Annotated in this window: 16 protein-coding genes and 1 pseudogene; 8 read left to right on the top strand and 9 right to left on the bottom strand. The window is 63.8% G+C overall.

Annotated features, from left to right (window positions below):
- Positions 1-40: 40 nt before the first annotated feature.
- Positions 41-1,129, bottom strand: a complete 1,089-nt coding sequence (locus FQU74_RS19115; RefSeq protein ID WP_146288076.1) for a tyrosine-type recombinase/integrase — start codon at positions 1,127-1,129, stop codon at positions 41-43.
- A 125-nt stretch (positions 1,130-1,254) separates the two neighbouring features.
- Here FQU74_RS19115 and FQU74_RS19110 point away from each other — a divergent pair, with 125 nt between their 5' ends.
- Together FQU74_RS19110 and scpB are read left to right on the top strand one after the other, a co-directional pair.
- Positions 1,255-2,157 carry a DUF1403 family protein gene (locus tag FQU74_RS19110; RefSeq protein WP_146288075.1) on the top strand — a complete coding sequence of 301 codons (903 nt, stop codon included), beginning with the start codon at positions 1,255-1,257 and terminating at the stop codon, positions 2,155-2,157.
- A gap of 2 nt (positions 2,158-2,159) precedes the next feature.
- Positions 2,160-2,774 carry an SMC-Scp complex subunit ScpB gene (gene scpB / locus FQU74_RS19105; RefSeq protein WP_146288074.1) on the top strand — a complete coding sequence of 205 codons (615 nt, stop codon included), beginning with the start codon at positions 2,160-2,162 and terminating at the stop codon, positions 2,772-2,774.
- Positions 2,775-2,840: 66 nt separating this feature from the next.
- On the opposite strand, the gene ubiV is transcribed toward scpB, so the two are convergent.
- Genes ubiV through ubiT form a run of 3 tightly spaced genes read right to left on the bottom strand, consistent with a single transcriptional unit; the run spans position 2,841 to position 5,205 of the window.
- A complete protein-coding gene (gene ubiV / locus FQU74_RS19100; protein WP_146288073.1) occupies positions 2,841-3,740 on the bottom strand; it encodes a ubiquinone anaerobic biosynthesis protein UbiV in 900 nt (299 codons plus the stop codon).
- Positions 3,741-3,742: 2 nt separating this feature from the next.
- On the bottom strand, positions 3,743-4,720 hold the full coding sequence (ubiU, locus tag FQU74_RS19095; protein ID WP_146288094.1) for a ubiquinone anaerobic biosynthesis protein UbiU: 978 nt from the start codon (positions 4,718-4,720) through the stop codon (positions 3,743-3,745).
- Positions 4,720-5,205, bottom strand: coding sequence for a ubiquinone anaerobic biosynthesis accessory factor UbiT (ubiT, locus tag FQU74_RS19090; RefSeq protein WP_229704438.1), 486 nt, complete (start codon positions 5,203-5,205; stop codon positions 4,720-4,722). The genes ubiU and ubiT overlap by 1 nt, the downstream gene beginning before the upstream one ends.
- A gap of 170 nt (positions 5,206-5,375) precedes the next feature.
- Between ubiT and FQU74_RS19085 the strand changes: the two genes are divergently transcribed.
- From FQU74_RS19085 to FQU74_RS19070, 4 genes are read left to right on the top strand one after another with little or no spacing between them, the layout of a single operon-like run.
- Complete coding sequence (locus FQU74_RS19085) at positions 5,376-6,860, top strand: UbiD family decarboxylase (protein WP_146288071.1); 1,485 nt, start codon at positions 5,376-5,378, stop codon at positions 6,858-6,860.
- Positions 6,857-7,435, top strand: coding sequence for a UbiX family flavin prenyltransferase (locus FQU74_RS19080; protein WP_146288070.1), 579 nt, complete (start codon positions 6,857-6,859; stop codon positions 7,433-7,435). Before FQU74_RS19085 ends, FQU74_RS19080 begins: the two co-directional genes overlap by 4 nt.
- A complete protein-coding gene (locus FQU74_RS19075) occupies positions 7,432-8,091 on the top strand; it encodes a DUF542 domain-containing protein (RefSeq protein WP_146288069.1) in 660 nt (219 codons plus the stop codon). The genes FQU74_RS19080 and FQU74_RS19075 overlap by 4 nt, the downstream gene beginning before the upstream one ends.
- 9 nt (positions 8,092-8,100) lie before the next feature.
- The gene (locus FQU74_RS19070; protein WP_146288068.1) at positions 8,101-9,228 is read left to right on the top strand and encodes an NnrS family protein; all 1,128 of its coding nucleotides are present in this window, start codon (positions 8,101-8,103) and stop codon (positions 9,226-9,228) included.
- A 62-nt stretch (positions 9,229-9,290) separates the two neighbouring features.
- Here FQU74_RS19070 and FQU74_RS19065 read toward each other — a convergent pair whose 3' ends face one another.
- The 3 genes and pseudogenes from FQU74_RS19065 to FQU74_RS19055 form a co-directional block, all read right to left on the bottom strand.
- Entirely contained in the window at positions 9,291-10,178 is an 888-nt protein-coding gene (locus tag FQU74_RS19065; protein ID WP_206665064.1) for a VOC family protein, read from the bottom strand.
- Between the two features lie 374 nt (positions 10,179-10,552).
- A pseudogene (locus FQU74_RS19735) lies at positions 10,553-10,678 on the bottom strand (integrase core domain-containing protein); the annotation flags it as partial.
- Positions 10,679-10,947: 269 nt separating this feature from the next.
- Positions 10,948-11,403, bottom strand: coding sequence for an Lrp/AsnC family transcriptional regulator (locus FQU74_RS19055; RefSeq protein WP_146288067.1), 456 nt, complete (start codon positions 11,401-11,403; stop codon positions 10,948-10,950).
- A gap of 137 nt (positions 11,404-11,540) precedes the next feature.
- On the opposite strand from FQU74_RS19055, the gene hppD reads away from it, so the two are divergent.
- Positions 11,541-12,638, top strand: a complete 1,098-nt coding sequence (hppD, locus tag FQU74_RS19050) for a 4-hydroxyphenylpyruvate dioxygenase (RefSeq protein WP_146288066.1) — start codon at positions 11,541-11,543, stop codon at positions 12,636-12,638.
- Here the strand turns inward: hppD and FQU74_RS19045 are convergent.
- Together FQU74_RS19045 and maiA are read right to left on the bottom strand one after the other, a co-directional pair.
- Positions 12,635-13,099 carry a MarR family winged helix-turn-helix transcriptional regulator gene (locus FQU74_RS19045; protein ID WP_146288065.1) on the bottom strand — a complete coding sequence of 155 codons (465 nt, stop codon included), beginning with the start codon at positions 13,097-13,099 and terminating at the stop codon, positions 12,635-12,637. The genes hppD and FQU74_RS19045 overlap by 4 nt on opposite strands.
- Before the next feature lie 51 nt (positions 13,100-13,150).
- Complete coding sequence (gene maiA, locus FQU74_RS19040) at positions 13,151-13,789, bottom strand: maleylacetoacetate isomerase (protein ID WP_146288064.1); 639 nt, start codon at positions 13,787-13,789, stop codon at positions 13,151-13,153.
- A 115-nt stretch (positions 13,790-13,904) separates the two neighbouring features.
- Between maiA and hmgA the strand changes: the two genes are divergently transcribed.
- On the top strand, positions 13,905-15,260 hold the full coding sequence (gene hmgA / locus FQU74_RS19035; protein WP_146288063.1) for a homogentisate 1,2-dioxygenase: 1,356 nt from the start codon (positions 13,905-13,907) through the stop codon (positions 15,258-15,260).
- The last annotated feature ends 50 nt before the right edge of the window (positions 15,261-15,310 follow it).

Genomic DNA, 15,310 nt, shown 5'->3' with positions numbered 1-15,310 from the left:
AGCTGGGATGAGGAAGGGCACTTCTCGCGGGCCCGACCGCTTACAGCCCTGCCGCCTTGGTGAGGTTCACCCGGAATCTGTCCCGGCGGCGCTGGTAGCGGCGGGTCATCTCGGCGCTGGCATGGCCGAGCTGCTTCTGGACGTAGCGCTCATCCACGTCAGCGCTGCTGGCAAGGCCGGCGCGCAGGGAGTGGCCAGAGTAAAGCTGCATCCGCTCTTTTTCGGGCAGGTCGGGGCGCAGGCCCGCATCGCGGACGCACTGTTTGATCAGCCGGGCGACGTGCTTGTCACTCAGGCGGTCGGGGGTGGCGCGAAGGCCATCCCGCGAGACCGCAACGAAAATCGGGCCGAAGTCGATGCGTCCGAAATGCAGCCATTGGGTGAGGGCCTGCACCGGGCAAGTCTGATCGCTCGACCCGCGTCCGATCTCCACCTCGCGCCAGCCGGTCTTGCCACGCAGGGTGATCAGCAGACCGCCATCCAGCACCTCGACCCAGCCACCCGACTCCGGCGTGTCATCCTTGCCGTGATCGAGGCTGACAATCTCGGACCGGCGCAGGCCGCCGGCAAAACCGATCAGCAACAGCGCCCGGTCGCGCAGGCCGCGCAGGTCGTGGGGCAGGGTGGCCAGCAGGGCGCGCAGATCTTCCGGCAAGATCGCCGCCTTCTGGACCGGCGGCCGCGCATGTTTGCGCCGGATACCGGCCAGCACGGTGGCAATATGGCGGTCCTTGCGGTCCAGCCTTTCCCCGCGCTGCGCATAGCCCCAAGACAGACCACTCAACCGCCGCTCGATCGAGGGGACGGAGAGGGCAGGGGCCCTTCCTGCCGGTGCAGCCAGATCGGCAATGTAGAGGCCGATGAGCTCTGGCGAAGCGGGCAGGGGATCGGCGCCGCGCATCCGGCACCAGCGCGCGAACTGGACCCAGTCCTTGGCATAGGCCTTCAGCGTGTTCTCAGAGGCAGCGGCCCTGGCATAGTCCCGCGCGGTTTCCACCAAACGGTCGAGCGTGCCGGAGCCCGCGATATGGGAAGGCAGGGATAGCACGCAGTCCTGAAGCGCGTCCCGTTCGTTGGGACCGGACAACTCTTGCGCGTCTGAGGGAGATTTCCGGTGCAGTTCGGCCATGCGGATAAGCCTATCTTCTCAGGTCCGATAATGCAACATTATTGGACACAACTGCGCACTGCAAGAAGCGGCGCTAACGATGCTTTAATCTCGCCAAAAGCGCCGCAACGAATTATGCTCCCGACATGACCCGATCCTGTCCCCAGTCCCGCGACACTTTGCCGGCGCTCCCCCCGCTGCCGGGCTGGATCGGGTCTGCCTCCGACGAAACCCTTGAGGGCGCAGCGTTCCGGTCCGGGGCCGCCCTGGCGCATCTGATGCTGGTCGCCGCATCCGCCGATCTGCCCGTGGCGCTGTGGCGCCAGCGGCTGGCGCTGGCCGCAGCCGAAACCTGCGCAGCGATTGCGGGGCGTCGGGAAGGGCAGGGGGCGTTGCGCGATGCGGCGTATCTGACAAGGGCGGGTGATGATCCCGGACCGGCAGGCCGGATCTTTCGACAATGGTCGCGGGTCGTGGCGCGGCCGATCTCGGTCACACATCTTGGCCGCATGTTGGAGGGCGCCGCGTCCTCGCGCATCGCCCTCAGCCTTGATGCCAGCGGGTCAACGCCGGTTGACCGGGCGGCGCAGGTGATCGAGGCCGCTCTGGCCGACACCTCACGCGCCGAGACCGCGGCCTTCATCCTTGCAGATGCGGTCCTGTCGGCCTCGATCGGCCTGGATCATGTCCTGCCGCTGCTGTCCCTGGCGCTGAAGCCGCGGGATGTGGCGCGCACAGGCGAAGACCTCCGGCTGGCCTGTCACCGAGCCGTGGCGACCGGGGTCCGGTTCGCCGTGCCGCTGGCCGCCGATCTGGCCCGCCGGGCCGCTCGGCTGCGGGCGGTGACACCGAAGCTGCGCGCCAAGGGCGCGGCGCGGGCGGTGGAGCTCTTCCTCACCGAGGACGCGCTGACGCCGGTTGCTTTGGCGAACGACGTGCACAGCACCTTGTCGGACCGCGCAGCCCGGCGGCTCTGCGACCGGCTGGTGGAGCTGGGCGCCTTGCGCGAGTTGACCGGGCGGGACAGCTTCCGCCTCTACGGGCTCTGACGATGGGCGCGCGCGAGGACCCCGGGCTTGACCGCGACCTGGCCGATCTGCCCTCCGATCTGCGCTGGCGCGAATGGATGCGCCGGATCGAGGCGGTGCTCTTTGCCTCCGCCACGCCGGTCGCGCGGGACGATCTGGCAAAGGTGGTGGGGCAAGGGGTTTCGGTCGACCTTCTGATCGAGGATCTGAGGATCGATCTCGAAGGTCGCTCCTTCGAGATTGCCCGAGTGGCGGGCAGCTGGATGTTGCGGACACGCCCTGCCTATGCCCCGGCCATCCGCGCGGCCGCAGATCCGGGCGGGCAGGCCCTGAACCTGTCCGAGTTCGACATGGCCGTACTCGCGGCGATTGCCTTCCACCAGCCGATCAGCCGGGACGGGTTGAAGGAGATCTTCGGGACAGAGGTCAGCCGCGACCTGATCGGACGTCTGGCCGGGCAGAACCTGATCGCAACCGGCCCCCGCGAGCCCCGCCGCGGCGCGCCCTATACCTTTGTTACCACCGAGACGTTTCTGGTGGCCTTCGGGATCGAGAGCTTGCGCGACCTGCCGGACATGGAGCAACTCACTGACGCGGGGCTGCTGCACTCAATGATTGCATCGGAGTCACAGGCGTGATCGCCGCCCCTTACCTTTGGCTTTGCCAGGGCGTGCGGATTTCTGTCAGCCCTTTCCTGTGGGCCGTCAGGCGCGGCCACCAGACCATGCAGCACCGACAGTGCCAGCGAGAAAGCCGTCGGAGAGCCTGCCTGCGGGGGCGGTTGGTCGCAGCTTCGCGACAAGTTCGGGTGCAGTCAGCCTTCCTGCGAGGTGCTGGCTCCAAACATCGCAGATGGTGGTGAACCCCTTTGACTGCGGCGACAGACGCAGGGCGGCGACCCCGACCTCGCGCAGTACCTGAACCTGATGCGCCACGCTTGCGGTGGACTGACTGAGCGTCTGCACCCCGTTTACCGCCAGAAAGGGCTGGCCGTCCAATGTCTCCACCTCTCTGCCGTCGGGATCGTCACCGCAGACGAACTGGCAAGAGTCCTTGGCCCGGTCGTGAAGCCGGGCGTGATAGCAGCGGCCCGAGATTGCCAGCGGCAGGCGCCCATGGCCCCAGACTTCGACCGCAACCCCCTCATCACGCCCCATTTTCGCAAGTACGGCAACGGAGGCCAGTGGCAGTTCTGGCGGCAGACAGATCCGTGTTGCGCCACGACGGATAAGCCAGTTGAGGGTGCCTTCGTTGTAGACATTCACCAGCGGGCCAACCCAGAACGGTGTGCCAAGCGGAACATGCGCCAGGGCGGAAAGATCGTTGACCTCGACCGGAAGGCCGATGTCAATGAGGTCAGCTGTCAGATTGCGTTCGCGCTTCAGGGTAATCAGCGCGAGTGAAGTGACCGCCACCTCTTTCCCGGCGGCGATCAGGGCTTCAACGGCGGTAGGGATCTCCTCCTGCCAGAACGGCAGGCGCTTTGAGCAAACAAGCTCTCCCAGTACAACGCGTGCGACAGTCGTGCGTGACAGCCTGCCGTAGAATTCCCGGACGGTATCAGACGGCCAGAAGAAGAAATTCGGCCCAACGGTCAGGTCCATCCTCATCTCCATCTCTTGGCATAGGCACCAGTCGTGGCGGCCTGCCCTTCGGTCAGCCGCGCGAGCGCGCCTTCCGGCATAGGATCGCCAGCCGCCTGCGCTTCGACTGCTGCGCGAAAGGCGCGGACGACCTGGGCGACATAGGAGCGGCTGCGTTGTCTGCCCTCGATCTTCAATGCTGACACACCTGCCTTGGCAAGCCGGGGAATAAGGCGGGTCGCGTCCAGAGAAACCGGGTCTTCGAAGATATGCCCGGTCTGAGGCCCGGAAGTGAAACAGCCCTTGCAGAGCGTAGGGTAGGGCGCTGGCGCGCCCTTCGGCGTGCGGTGGATGGTAAAGCCGCCCAGTCTTGCGGCCAGTTCATGGCCTTCCTCGGAGTAGGCGACATGCTCGGCCGGTGAGCAGACACCATTCATGTTGGGTGACTGGCCTGTGGCGTAGGACGAAAGCGAACAGCGCCCCTCAGCCATGACGCAGAGGCCGCCGAAGACGAAGACCTCTGTCTCGACCTCCACCTCGCGATTGATTGCGGATATCTCCTCGACCGTCAGCACGCGGGGCAGGACAACACGGCGGACCCCGAAGGCTTCAGCATAAAGGTTGATCGCATCAGGATTTGCCGCCGCCGCTTGCACCGACAGGTGGCGGCGGAGCTTTGGATGACGCGCGGCCGCATGGGCCAGAAGCCCGATGTCAGCCAGAATCACGGCATCCACCCCCGACTGTTCCGCGCATGACAAAGCACGGTGCCAGATGGGCTCGGCCCCGGCACGCGGAAAGGTGTTGATGGCGACAAGGACCTTGGCGCCCCTCGCATGCGCGTAGGCCACCGCCTGTGCCATATCGTCGGGGGAGAAATTCAATCCGGGAAAGTTCCGGGCATTGGTTTCATCGGCAAATCCGCAATAGACCGAATGCGCACCCGCATCGACTGCGGCCCGCAATGCTGCGGGGGTACCCGCGGGGCAGACCAGTTCCATCATCCCAAGACCCCGATATCAATCCGGTGCAGCGCAAGCCCGGTGGCGCGTTCTGCCCGCGCAAGCGCAAGGCGCAGCGGGGCGGCTAGCGGACCCGAGAGAGCGGCAAACTCTTCGGTCAGGTCCAGTTCGGCGTCGTCGATCGCGTTGCGCAGCGCAAGGAGGGCGGCGGTGTCCCCTTCAACTGTCAGGTCACGCGAGAAAAAGAGCGCGTCTCCATCCTCGGCCCCATGCATCATCGCGAGGAACGCAGAGAGCGGCCCGGCTATGCGGGCATCGTGTTCGGGCGGGCTCGACCGGCGGTGCGCAGTCATCTGCGAGGCGAGGGGCTGCAAAAGCAGAACAAAGGGCAGGTCTGTAGGGTCAATCAGAAACCGCTTCCCGGCGTAGGCGCCCAAGCGGCGCAGCATCACCGGATGCGTACGGGCCATGCGGCGGGTGACGGCGCCCAGTAACAGGCTTAGCGGCACCACAGGAAGCGGCATCGCGACGAGCTGGAACGCTCGCGGCAGGCGCGGCAACAAAGCAGGCATCGGTTTGTCCCTGAACAGCTGACCTCCCCCACTTAGGCAAAAGCCTCGGCGGCAGGATTGACGATAGTCAAGTCGCGGCCCGTCGGGTGAGGTTATCCGGTCGGAAAAGGAAGTCCCGACCAATGCGTAGCCTGCCAGTCTTTCCCGACCTTCGCGCCTTTCTGGCCTATGCGGAAGGGCAGGGTGAACTGGCACATATAGCCGAACCCGTGCAACTGCGACACGAGATGACTGCGGTGCAACTCGCAGCTCTGCGGTTGGGCGGGCCGATACTTCGCTTTGACGATGCACGCCAAGGCGAGCGGCGGGCCCAGATGCCGGTCATCACAAACCTGTTCGGCACGTCCGAACGAGTGGCGGCGGGGATGGGGCTGACGCTGGATCAGGTGCCCACCTTCGGAGAGTTTCTTGCCGCCCTGCGCAGTCCTTCCCCGGTAGAGGGGATGCGCGATGCCCTGTCGCGCTGGCCGGTGTTGCGCGCTGCGCTGCAAAGTCGCCCCAAGCTTCTTCGACGTGGTCCGGTGCAAGAGGTGGCTGCGCCGCCAGATTTATCCCTGATCCCGGCACAAACGCCATGGTCCGGTGATGCCGGGCCGCTCATCACCTGGCCCGTCGTTGTCACCCGACCGCACGCGTCAGACAGGGGCCAGCTGTCGCGTTACAACCTCGGTGTTTATCGGGCGCAGGTGCTTGGCCCCGACCGACTGATCCTGCGCTGGCTCGCGCATCGAGGCGGGGCGGCACATTACTGCAGCTGGTTGCACGCGAACGAGCCGATGCCAGTTGCCATCGCGCTTGGTTGCGACCCGGCGACTCTCCTTTCAGCAGCACTGCCCCTGCCAGAGACCGTCTCGGAGCTCGCGTTCTCGGGCGTTCTGCGCGGCGCACGGGCAGAGCTTGTGGCGGCAAAGACTGTGCCGCTGCTGGTGCCTGCCCATGCCGAGGTCATTCTGGAGGGCTGGGTCCACCCCGGGGAGACAGCGTCGGAAGGCCCGTTTGGCGACCACACTGGCTATTACAATTCGGTCGAGCCGTTCCCAGTGATGCGTGTTTCGACCATCACCCATCGTCAGGATCCCCTGTATCTGTCCACCGTCACCGGCCGCCCACCTGACGAGCCATCGGTCATCGGAGAGGTGTTCAACTCCCTTGCCTTGCCGGTGATCCGCGCACAGGTCCCTGAAGTCATCGATCTTTGGCTTCCCGCTGCCGCCTGCTCCTACCGGATGGCGGTGGTGCAGATCGACAAGCGCTATCCAGGGCAGGCGCGGCGAGTGATGATGGCGCTTTGGGGCATGTTGACGCAGTTCAGCTACACCAAGACCATCATCGTGGTGGACCGCGATATCAACCCTCGCTCCTGGGACGATGTGGTCTGGGCCATGGCGACGCGTATGGACCCTGTGCGGGACGTCATGGTGCTCGACCGAACGCCGATGGATTACCTCGACTTCGCCTCCCCGCGCGAGGGATTGGCGGGCAAGCTTGGAATCGACGCGACCACCAAGATCGGTGCTGAGACGAACCGCGAATGGGGCCGTGTCATGCAGATTGACCCTGAACATGAGGCTCGGGCCGAATGCTTGCTGCAGCGGGTGCTGGCATGACTCGTATCATCCTTGGCGTATCCGGTGCCTCAGGCGCGGCGCTGGCGCTGGATTGTGCCCGCGCGCTGAAAACGGCTGGCGCAACCGTGGAACTGGTTCTCTCTGCCATGGCCGAGCGCACTCTGGCGCTTGAGATCGGGCCCGCGGCACGCCACGAACTGGTTACGCTGTCTTGCCGACTGCATTCGGTGATCGACCTTGGTGCAGCCATCGCCTCAGGCTCGTTTCCCGTCCATGGCATGATCATAGCTCCCTGCTCCATGCGCAGTCTTGCGGCCATCGCGCATGGGTTGGATGACAACCTGCTGACACGCTCGGCAAGCGTGCAGTTGAAAGAGCGTCGTCCGCTGGTCCTGCTTGCGCGCGAGGCGCCGCTGACGCTGGCGCATCTGCGCAACATGGCTGCCGTGACCGAAATGGGGGGCATCGTCATGCCCCCGGTCCCCGCGTTCTATCTGCGTCCCGATACAGTCGCGCAGATCACGGCCCAGATCGCCGCGCGCGCGGTCGATCTTCTGCAAATTGCGCCGCCTCAAGCGCGCGCATGGGTTCCAACTGAAGGATTTGCCCCATGACCGACCTGTCCCCTTCCGCGCTTGTTGGCGACATTGCATCCGACTTGCCCGGTGCCGCCGAAGTGTTCCGCCGGCATGGGATCAGCTTCTGCTGCGGTGGGAAGTTGTCTGTCACCGACGCGAGCGCAAAGCATGGACTTGCGGCGGAGACTTTGCTGGATGAACTTCGTGCCTTGGCCATATCTGCGGGCCACGACGCGCCGCAAGAGACACTGCCGCTGATTGCCCACTTGGTGACGCGCTACCACGACACCCACCGCTCCGAACTCGACTGGCTGATCCCGCTGGCGCAGAAGGTTGAATTCGTCCATGGCGACCACGACGAGGCGCCCAACGGACTGACCGAGAGACTTCTCGCGCTGCGCGACGTGCTGGAAAGTCACATGATCAGGCAAGAGCAGGCTCTCTTTCCGATGATGAGGCAGGGCGGGCATCCAACGATGGTGCAGCTGATAAGTGCGATGCGGCAAGAACATGATGAAGTCTCGGTTCTTCTTCGCGGCATTGAGCACACAACGCGCGGCCTGACTTTACCAGACGGTGCCTGTCGGTCCTGGTCTGCGCTCTATACGGGTCTCGCCAAGTTCACCGAGGATCTGATCGCCCACATTCACTTGGAAAACACGGTCCTCACCCCGCGCTTCGAAGCTGTTTGACCCGTCACCATGGCTGTCCGGGGCCTCTGGCGCGCACCTCATCTTTCGCTGTTCCTGCTGGCATCACTATGGGCCGCTTTGGTGCCGCTGGTCTGGCTCGTGCCGGGGTTTGTCTGCGATCCCGTTGTGTGGCATCGGCAAGAACTTGTGCTGGGCGTTGCAGGGGCGGCGGTGGGCGGCTACCTGTTGACGGCGCTCCCCCATTGGCTGATGCAGGCTGGGCGCGACCGCGCGTGCATCGGGCACGGACCAACGGCCACGCAGGGGCTGGTGCTGGCGTGGGGTCTGGGAAGGCTCCTCGGTGGGCCCTGCATGCCGGACGCGCCAGCCCTTGTCGGGCAGTGCCTTTACCCCATCGGACTGGCCGTCGCTTTGGCCCTGCCCGTTATCACTGCGCGGGTCTGGAAGCGGCTTCCGATGGCGTTGGCTCCGCTGATTATGGTGCTTTTTGCCGTCCGCATGCGGCTGGATGCCGATGGCTTGACTGCCGTTCTGGGCATCGCACTTCTGGTGGCACTGGTCGGAGGCCGTATCATCCCTGCCTTCCTGCATGCGAGGGCGGGTGACAAGACGCCGATCCGTGTGTCCTTGCTGCCGCTGGCAACTGCGGCAAGCCTTCCCTTGGGATTGGCCTTAATGGTGCATCTGGCGGATCTTGGGGCGCGATGGACAGGATTGCTTCTTCTGCTAGCCGCCCTGGGCCAGATCGCGCGGGTGATCGCCTGGCCTCTCGCCAGAGGTCTTCGCGAAAGGCAGGCCGATCTCGCCGTATTGGTGATCGCCTGGTGCTGGCTTCCGCTTGGTCTGGCCCTTGTCAGCATGTCGCTCAGTCCCGCAGTCGGTCTTGGCCTGCCCACTGCAAGCCATGCCCTGACCATGGGGCTGATGGGAAGCATGGTCCTTGCAGTCATGGCAAGGGCCTGGATGCGTCGCGTGCCTGGCGCGTTGCAACTGGGGGCTTTGATTGGGATGGCCTTCGCACTGGTACAGTTGGCCACGGTTCTGCGTCTGTTAACGATGTACCACGGCCTCGCCGCTTTGAGCTGGAGTGCGGGATGGTCGCTGGCAAGCATCGCTGCGGTTGCCGCCGTCTTCCATTCAGTTCCACGGCCCGTTCTGAGCGCTTGCCGATCGTGACGCGGCGAAGGTCCTGGAGCCTGCACCCGGCGGCCTCAGATCGCCTGCCCCTGCGTAGCCTGTCAGCAGAGAGCGAACCGGATGGCCATGCCGCGACCGGCGTGTGCTTTCAGTGTCAGTTCGCGAGCAGATTCCGTGCAGGCCAGCCCTGCCGCCTTCAGGCTGGCACGGATTCTGGTCAGGTCGGGCACCGCTATGGTAAAGCCGATAAGCCCTTCGGTCTGTGATTTGCACAGGGTGATCGTGCCCTCGCACTCAAGGCTTACCCTCAGCGTGTCATCGATGGGAGATCCGGCGAACTCCGACAGAAAGCCGACGTGCCGCAGCGGTGCAGTGGCTCCGATATCGACCCCCACAATATTGGATGCACCATTCGGATGGGCTTGCAGTTCGGGGTTCCAGAATGCATTCGGGAAGTGCTGCTGGCAGACAAAGAAGCCAGCGTTGGGCAGGTTGACGTCCGTGGCGAAAGCGAGTGTGAACGCAACATGGGTTTCGCGGCCATCAGGCCTTTGCCCCTTTCGTTCAAAGTAGAAGGGCGCATACGCGCCAAGGCCTGATGTCGAAAAGTGAACGGCGTCGGCACGCGCGTCATTTGAATCCAGCACCAGCATAGCCAAGCCTTCGCCCTTTTCCAGATAGTCTCGAACAAAGGCGCCAAAGCTGAATTGGCCCGGTTCGTGGGGCGGTATCTGCGCGCCTTCGCCAATCGTGATCAGTTCCAGAAAGGATGAGGTGAATTGTACAATCCGGTTCTCTGTCCCCCAAGGATGGCGGTTGCGGGCGCCAACAATGAACCCGAGCGCCTCATAAAAGGACGCGGCGGCATCCAGATCATTTACTGCTAGCACGAGGTGGTCGATCCGACGGGGCATGATATCCTCGACAGCAAAATTTCTATTCCGTGGCTGCCCGCATAGCTGAACCTCCACGAGGGCGTGACCACGCATGGTTTCGGCACGCCCGCAAGCTGGTTGATCCGGGCCGATCCGGACGGATTGCTTCCTGTAGCACGGCCCATCGACAGACGCCGAACGAATTCAAAGACCTTCGCTTCAAAATGAGGTCTGCGGGCCAGGCAGTACGTAGGATTGGCCTGGTCTGGGAGCGCCGAACCTGACCCGGCGTAGGCTGAAGATGCAAAGTATGTCGAAGGGTGAAAATCCTTTCAGGTGCTGACGCCGATCTATCGTCCGACAGTCGAGCTGGCCTGCAAGGACGTGATCCGATCCCCGACCTTGGACCGCCCGGAGGCAGACATTTGAGGTCTCGCTCAGGGTGACGGGCTGGTGACGCCCCCCGATTTCGTCAGCATGATCGGGAACTATTGGCCAATCGCGCCGTGTGGCCGTTCCTCATTGTGGTATCTGCGCCAAGCCTCCAGCTTCTCTGCCGCATCAGCAAGGGTCATGAACCTGTAAGGATTCAGGCAGATGCCTCGCAGTGATCCTGTATCGAATGTGGGTTGATGATGTCGACTTTCGAGCCGACATTCAGACGCCCGATGCGGCCTGTAGCTTGGAGTTCCGACCTGTCGTCGACCGGATTGCAGGCCCATGAGGTCGCCCCAGGGACGCGGTTCAGGTGATGCCGTGGTCCGGACTTGTGGCGGCCCAGGAGCCGACCACGGACCGAAGCATGCACCCGGGTGATCTCGCGTCATGGGCCGAACAGCAGGGCGGCGTTATGTTGGCAGACTGGCTCGCGCTGCAGTGCGCATCAAACCGGAAGCCCTGCATCCGCCTTTGGCTGATCCATGACGATCTGGCTTTGCACCCGCGCGACTGCAGGGTGCGGCAACAGGCGATGATGGATCAGCGCATTCAGCGCGGGCAGATCGGCAACCCAGACCCGCAGCAGGTAATCGGCCTCTCCGGTCAGGGTCCAGCAGCCCACGACTTCGGGCAGGGTGGCGATCAGGCGAACAAAGCCCGCCGCGTTGTCGGCATTGTGGGCGGCCATCTGGACCTGAACAAAGGCCTGCACGGTCAGGCCCAGCTTTGCCGGGTCCAGCCGGGCACGGTAGCCTGCGATCACCCCGTCATCCTCCAGTCGCGCGCGGCGGCGCGCGGCCTGACTGGCCGAGAGGTTCAGCGCCTCGCCCAGCTCTTGCGCGGTGATGTTCGCCTTGCGCTGAACTTCCGCCAGCAGACGGGCATCCGTCGAATCGATCATGCGAAAATCCCGCATTAAATGGCGATTTAGCGTAGTCTACGCGCATGGCGCAGCAAAGATAGGAGAAATTTTGCGCCCTTTCGGCAGCCCACCCATGGGAAAGTTGAATTCGCCGCATTCCTTTTGGGAGAGACAGGATGGGACCCTTTCCGCATGACGCCCCGCGCGCCACGATCAGCCCGGCGAACCCCGCCGGAACCGATGGTTTCGAGTTCGTGGAGTTTGCCCATCCGAACCCCGAAGAGGCGCGGGCGCTGTTCACCCGAATGGGCTTTGAACGTGTCGCCCGTCACCGCACCAAGGCGGTTGAGCTGTGGCAGCAGGGCGATATCACCTATGTGCTGACCGATGAGCCCGGCAGCCATGCCCGCCGCTTTGTCGAAGAGCATGGGCCCTGCGCGCCTGCCATGGCATGGCGGGTGGTCGATGCACAGCATGCCTTCGATCACGCGGTCAAGAATGGTGCGACACCCTATACGGCCGGCGACAAGACGCTCGACTGGCCGGCGATCGTGGGGATCGGCGGCTCGCTCATCTACTTTACCGATGTCTACGGCGCGGGCGCCAACCCCTATGCGGCCGAGTTCGAGTTTGTCGCTGCCCCCAAACCGGCAGGCGTGGGCTTCCACTACCTCGACCACCTGACCCATAATGTCTTCAAGGGCAATATGGATGTCTGGTTCGACTTCTACAGCCGCCTGTTCAACTTTCGTCAGATCCGCTTTTTCGACATCGAGGGGAAGTATACTGGCCTCTTCAGCCGGGCGCTGACCTCGCCTTGCGGTCGCATTCGTATTCCGATCAACGAGGATCGGGGCGAAACCGGGCAGATCGTCGAATATCTGAAGCGCTACAAGGGTGAGGGCATCCAGCACATCGCCGTGGGGTGCGACAACATCTATGCCAGCACAGACGCGATTGCCGATCGCGGGCTCAAGTTCATGCCGAAGCCGCCGATGACCTATTATGAGCTGTCCCGCACCCGCGTGGCTGGCCATGAAGAGCCGCTGGAGGCGCTGGCGAAGCACGGCATCCTGATCGATGGAGAGGGTGTCGTCGACGGGGGCGAGACCCGCATCCTGCTGCAGATCTTCTCCAAAACGGTGATTGGCCCGATCTTCTTCGAGTTCATCCAGCGCAAAGGGGATGACGGGTTCGGAGAGGGCAACTTCCGCGCGCTCTTTGAAAGCATCGAGCAAGACCAGATCGAGCGTGGCGTCCTGAAGGCGTCCTAATCCTCGTCACCGTCGGGGTTGCCCTCGGCAATGATCCGGCGCAGCAGATCATCCAGCTGCGCCGCGATTTCTGGCCCGATCTTGGCGCGCAGGCTGCGATCATAGTCGATGGCGCGCTGGCCGAGATCGGCAAAGACCACGCGGCCGCGCTCGGTCAGGCACAGAATCTCGGCCCTGCGGTCCTGCGGGCTGATGCTGCGCGAAAGCAGGCCCTCTGCCTCCAACGCGGCGACGGCGCGGCTGACCTTGGTCTTTTCGATATGGCTGATGGTGCAGATGTCGCGCGCGGTCATCGAGCCGAACTTGCCGAGGTTGGCAAGCACCCGCCACTGCGTGCGCGTCATGCCATAGGCGGCCTTGTAGGTATCGTGAAAGGACTTCGACGTGGCCTCGGCCGCCTGATTGAGCAGGTAGGGCAGGAAGCCTTCAAGGTCGAAATCCTGGGTGCCGGGCTTGTCCATGTCTGTCGGTCCTTTCCGCCGGTCGGACCCTGCCACAGAGGCCCCCTGATGTCACCTGTCCGGCTTTACGCGATCCGGGTGGGCCGCGGCAAAGGCAGGCAATGCCTCCGCCCGTTCGGCAATGGCCGCCAGACGCGGGAATGCCGAAAGATCGACGCCCCATCGGCGCGCATTATAGACCTGCGGCACAAGGCAGATATCGGCAAGGCCGGGCCGCGCGCCATGACAGAAGGGCAGGGCAGGGCGCTGCAAGAGCAGTCCTTCGACGCCCTCAAGGCCCAGGGCGATGAAATGGGCCATCCAGCCATCCATCGTGGCCGCTCCGCCAAGGCTGACGGCGTGGCGCGCGACGCGAAGGTTGCAGACGGGCTGAATTTCCATCGCGATAGCATGGGCCAGCGCACGCGCACGCGCCCGTTCGGCCGGCTCATCAGGCAGAAAGCCTGCCGCGCGCGTTTCATCAAGATATTCGATGATCGCAAGCGATTGCGTCAGCCGCTGGCCGTCAATCTCCAGCACCGGCACCAAGCCTTGGGGATTGGCCGCAAGGTTCTCGGCCCCGCGCTGGTCACCTGCGACCAGATCGACCGGGCGCGACCGATAGCCAAGCCCAAGCAGGTTCAGCGCGATCCGGACCCGATAGGCCGAGGATGAGCGCCAATAGTCATGCAGCACGATGGATCCGCTCATGGCCTGCCTTTCGCAAAGTTGCGACCCTGATGCAGGTTTATCTTGACTTGGTTGCATATGCAACTATTAATGCGACTCAAGCGATCGGGGCTTCAGGCCGACGCAGGAGGACACCATGACCAGCCAGACCCTTCCCGCGGGCATGATCCGCGCGGTCTCGACCACCGGTCCGCATCAGGGCTACATGCCGGGCTTCGGCAATGACTTTGAAACCGAGGCGCTGCCGGGCGCGCTGCCGCAGGGGCAGAACAGCCCGCAGAAATGCGCCTATGGGCTCTATGCCGAACAGCTATCGGGTTCGGCCTTCACCAAGCCACATCCCGAACGCACCTGGTGCTATCGCATCCGTCCCAGCGTCAAACACACGACCCGGTTTGAAAAGATCGACGTGCCGCTGTGGAAATCGGCGCCGCATATCCTGCCCGATGTGATCAGCCTTGGCCAATATCGCTGGGACCCGATCCCGCACGCGGCAGAGGATCTGACCTGGATCACGGGCATGCGCACGGTGACGACGGCAGGCGATGTGAACACCCAGACCGGCATGGCCTCGCATATTTACCTTGTGACGCGGTCGATGGAGGACGAATACTTCTATTCGGCCGATGGCGAGATCCTTGTGGTTCCGCAAGAGGGCCGGCTGCGATTTTGCACCGAGCTTGGGATCATCGATCTTGAGCCCAAGGAGATTGCGATCCTGCCGCGCGGCCTGGTCTACCGGGTCGAGGTGCTGGAAGGCCCGGCACGGGGGTTTGTCTGCGAAAACTATGGCGTGCCCTTCACGCTGCCCAACCGGGGACCGATCGGCGCCAACTGCATGGCCAACCCGCGCGACTTCAAGACCCCGGTCGCCGCCTTTGAGGATCGCGATGCGCCGTCCTCGGTCGTGATGAAGTGGTGCGGCCAGTTCCACCGCACCCGGATCGGGCATAGCCCGCTCGACGTGGTTGCCTGGCACGGCAACTACGCGCCCTGGAAATACGATCTGCGGACCTATAGCCCGGTCGGGGCAATCCTCTTTGACCACCCCGATCCGTCGATCTTTACCGTGCTGACCGCGCCTTCGGGGCTTGAGGGGACGGCGAACATCGACTTCGTGCTGTTCCGGGAACGCTGGCTGGTGGCTGAACATTCGTTCCGCCCGCCGTGGTACCACAAGAATGTCATGTCCGAGCTGATGGGCAACATCTACGGCATCTATGACGCCAAGCCCAAGGGGTTCGTTCCAGGTGGCATGTCGCTGCACAACTGCATGTTGCCGCATGGACCGGACCGCAACGCCTTTGAGGGCGCCTCGAACGGTGAGCTGAAGCCCGAGAAGCTGGACGAGACCATGTCCTTCATGTTCGAGACACGCTTCCCGCAGCACCTGACGGAATGGGCCGCTACCTCGGCGCCCTTGCAGGATGATTACATCGACTGCTGGGACAGCCTCGACAAGAAGTTCGACGGAACCCCCGGCGAGAAGTGAGACGGCAGACATGGGGGCTTTGCCCCCGCACCCCGAGGTAATTGGGCCAG

Origin of the sequence: Gemmobacter aquaticus (assembly GCF_007859075.1) — a bacterium.
Classification (GTDB): domain Bacteria; phylum Pseudomonadota; class Alphaproteobacteria; order Rhodobacterales; family Rhodobacteraceae; genus Gemmobacter; species Gemmobacter aquaticus.
This window is presented reverse-complemented; position numbering and strand designations above follow the sequence as displayed.

Bases quoted from the DNA above. Each gene is read 5' to 3' on its own strand.
- FQU74_RS19115 (WP_146288076.1), bottom strand. From the start codon at position 1,129: ATGGCCGAACTGCACCGGAAATCTCCCTCAGACGCGCAAGAGTTGTCC.
- FQU74_RS19110 (WP_146288075.1), top strand. From the start codon at position 1,255: ATGACCCGATCCTGTCCCCAGTCCCGCGACACTTTGCCGGCGCTCCCC.
- scpB (WP_146288074.1), top strand. From the start codon at position 2,160: ATGGGCGCGCGCGAGGACCCCGGGCTTGACCGCGACCTGGCCGATCTG.
- ubiV (WP_146288073.1), bottom strand. From the start codon at position 3,740: ATGGACCTGACCGTTGGGCCGAATTTCTTCTTCTGGCCGTCTGATACC.
- ubiU (WP_146288094.1), bottom strand. From the start codon at position 4,720: ATGGAACTGGTCTGCCCCGCGGGTACCCCCGCAGCATTGCGGGCCGCA.
- ubiT (WP_229704438.1), bottom strand. From the start codon at position 5,205: ATGCCGCTTCCTGTGGTGCCGCTAAGCCTGTTACTGGGCGCCGTCACC.
- FQU74_RS19085 (WP_146288071.1), top strand. From the start codon at position 5,376: ATGCGTAGCCTGCCAGTCTTTCCCGACCTTCGCGCCTTTCTGGCCTAT.
- FQU74_RS19080 (WP_146288070.1), top strand. From the start codon at position 6,857: ATGACTCGTATCATCCTTGGCGTATCCGGTGCCTCAGGCGCGGCGCTG.
- FQU74_RS19075 (WP_146288069.1), top strand. From the start codon at position 7,432: ATGACCGACCTGTCCCCTTCCGCGCTTGTTGGCGACATTGCATCCGAC.
- FQU74_RS19070 (WP_146288068.1), top strand. From the start codon at position 8,101: ATGGCTGTCCGGGGCCTCTGGCGCGCACCTCATCTTTCGCTGTTCCTG.
- FQU74_RS19065 (WP_206665064.1), bottom strand. From the start codon at position 10,178: ATGCGTGGTCACGCCCTCGTGGAGGTTCAGCTATGCGGGCAGCCACGG.
- FQU74_RS19055 (WP_146288067.1), bottom strand. From the start codon at position 11,403: ATGATCGATTCGACGGATGCCCGTCTGCTGGCGGAAGTTCAGCGCAAG.
- hppD (WP_146288066.1), top strand. From the start codon at position 11,541: ATGGGACCCTTTCCGCATGACGCCCCGCGCGCCACGATCAGCCCGGCG.
- FQU74_RS19045 (WP_146288065.1), bottom strand. From the start codon at position 13,099: ATGGACAAGCCCGGCACCCAGGATTTCGACCTTGAAGGCTTCCTGCCC.
- maiA (WP_146288064.1), bottom strand. From the start codon at position 13,789: ATGAGCGGATCCATCGTGCTGCATGACTATTGGCGCTCATCCTCGGCC.
- hmgA (WP_146288063.1), top strand. From the start codon at position 13,905: ATGACCAGCCAGACCCTTCCCGCGGGCATGATCCGCGCGGTCTCGACC.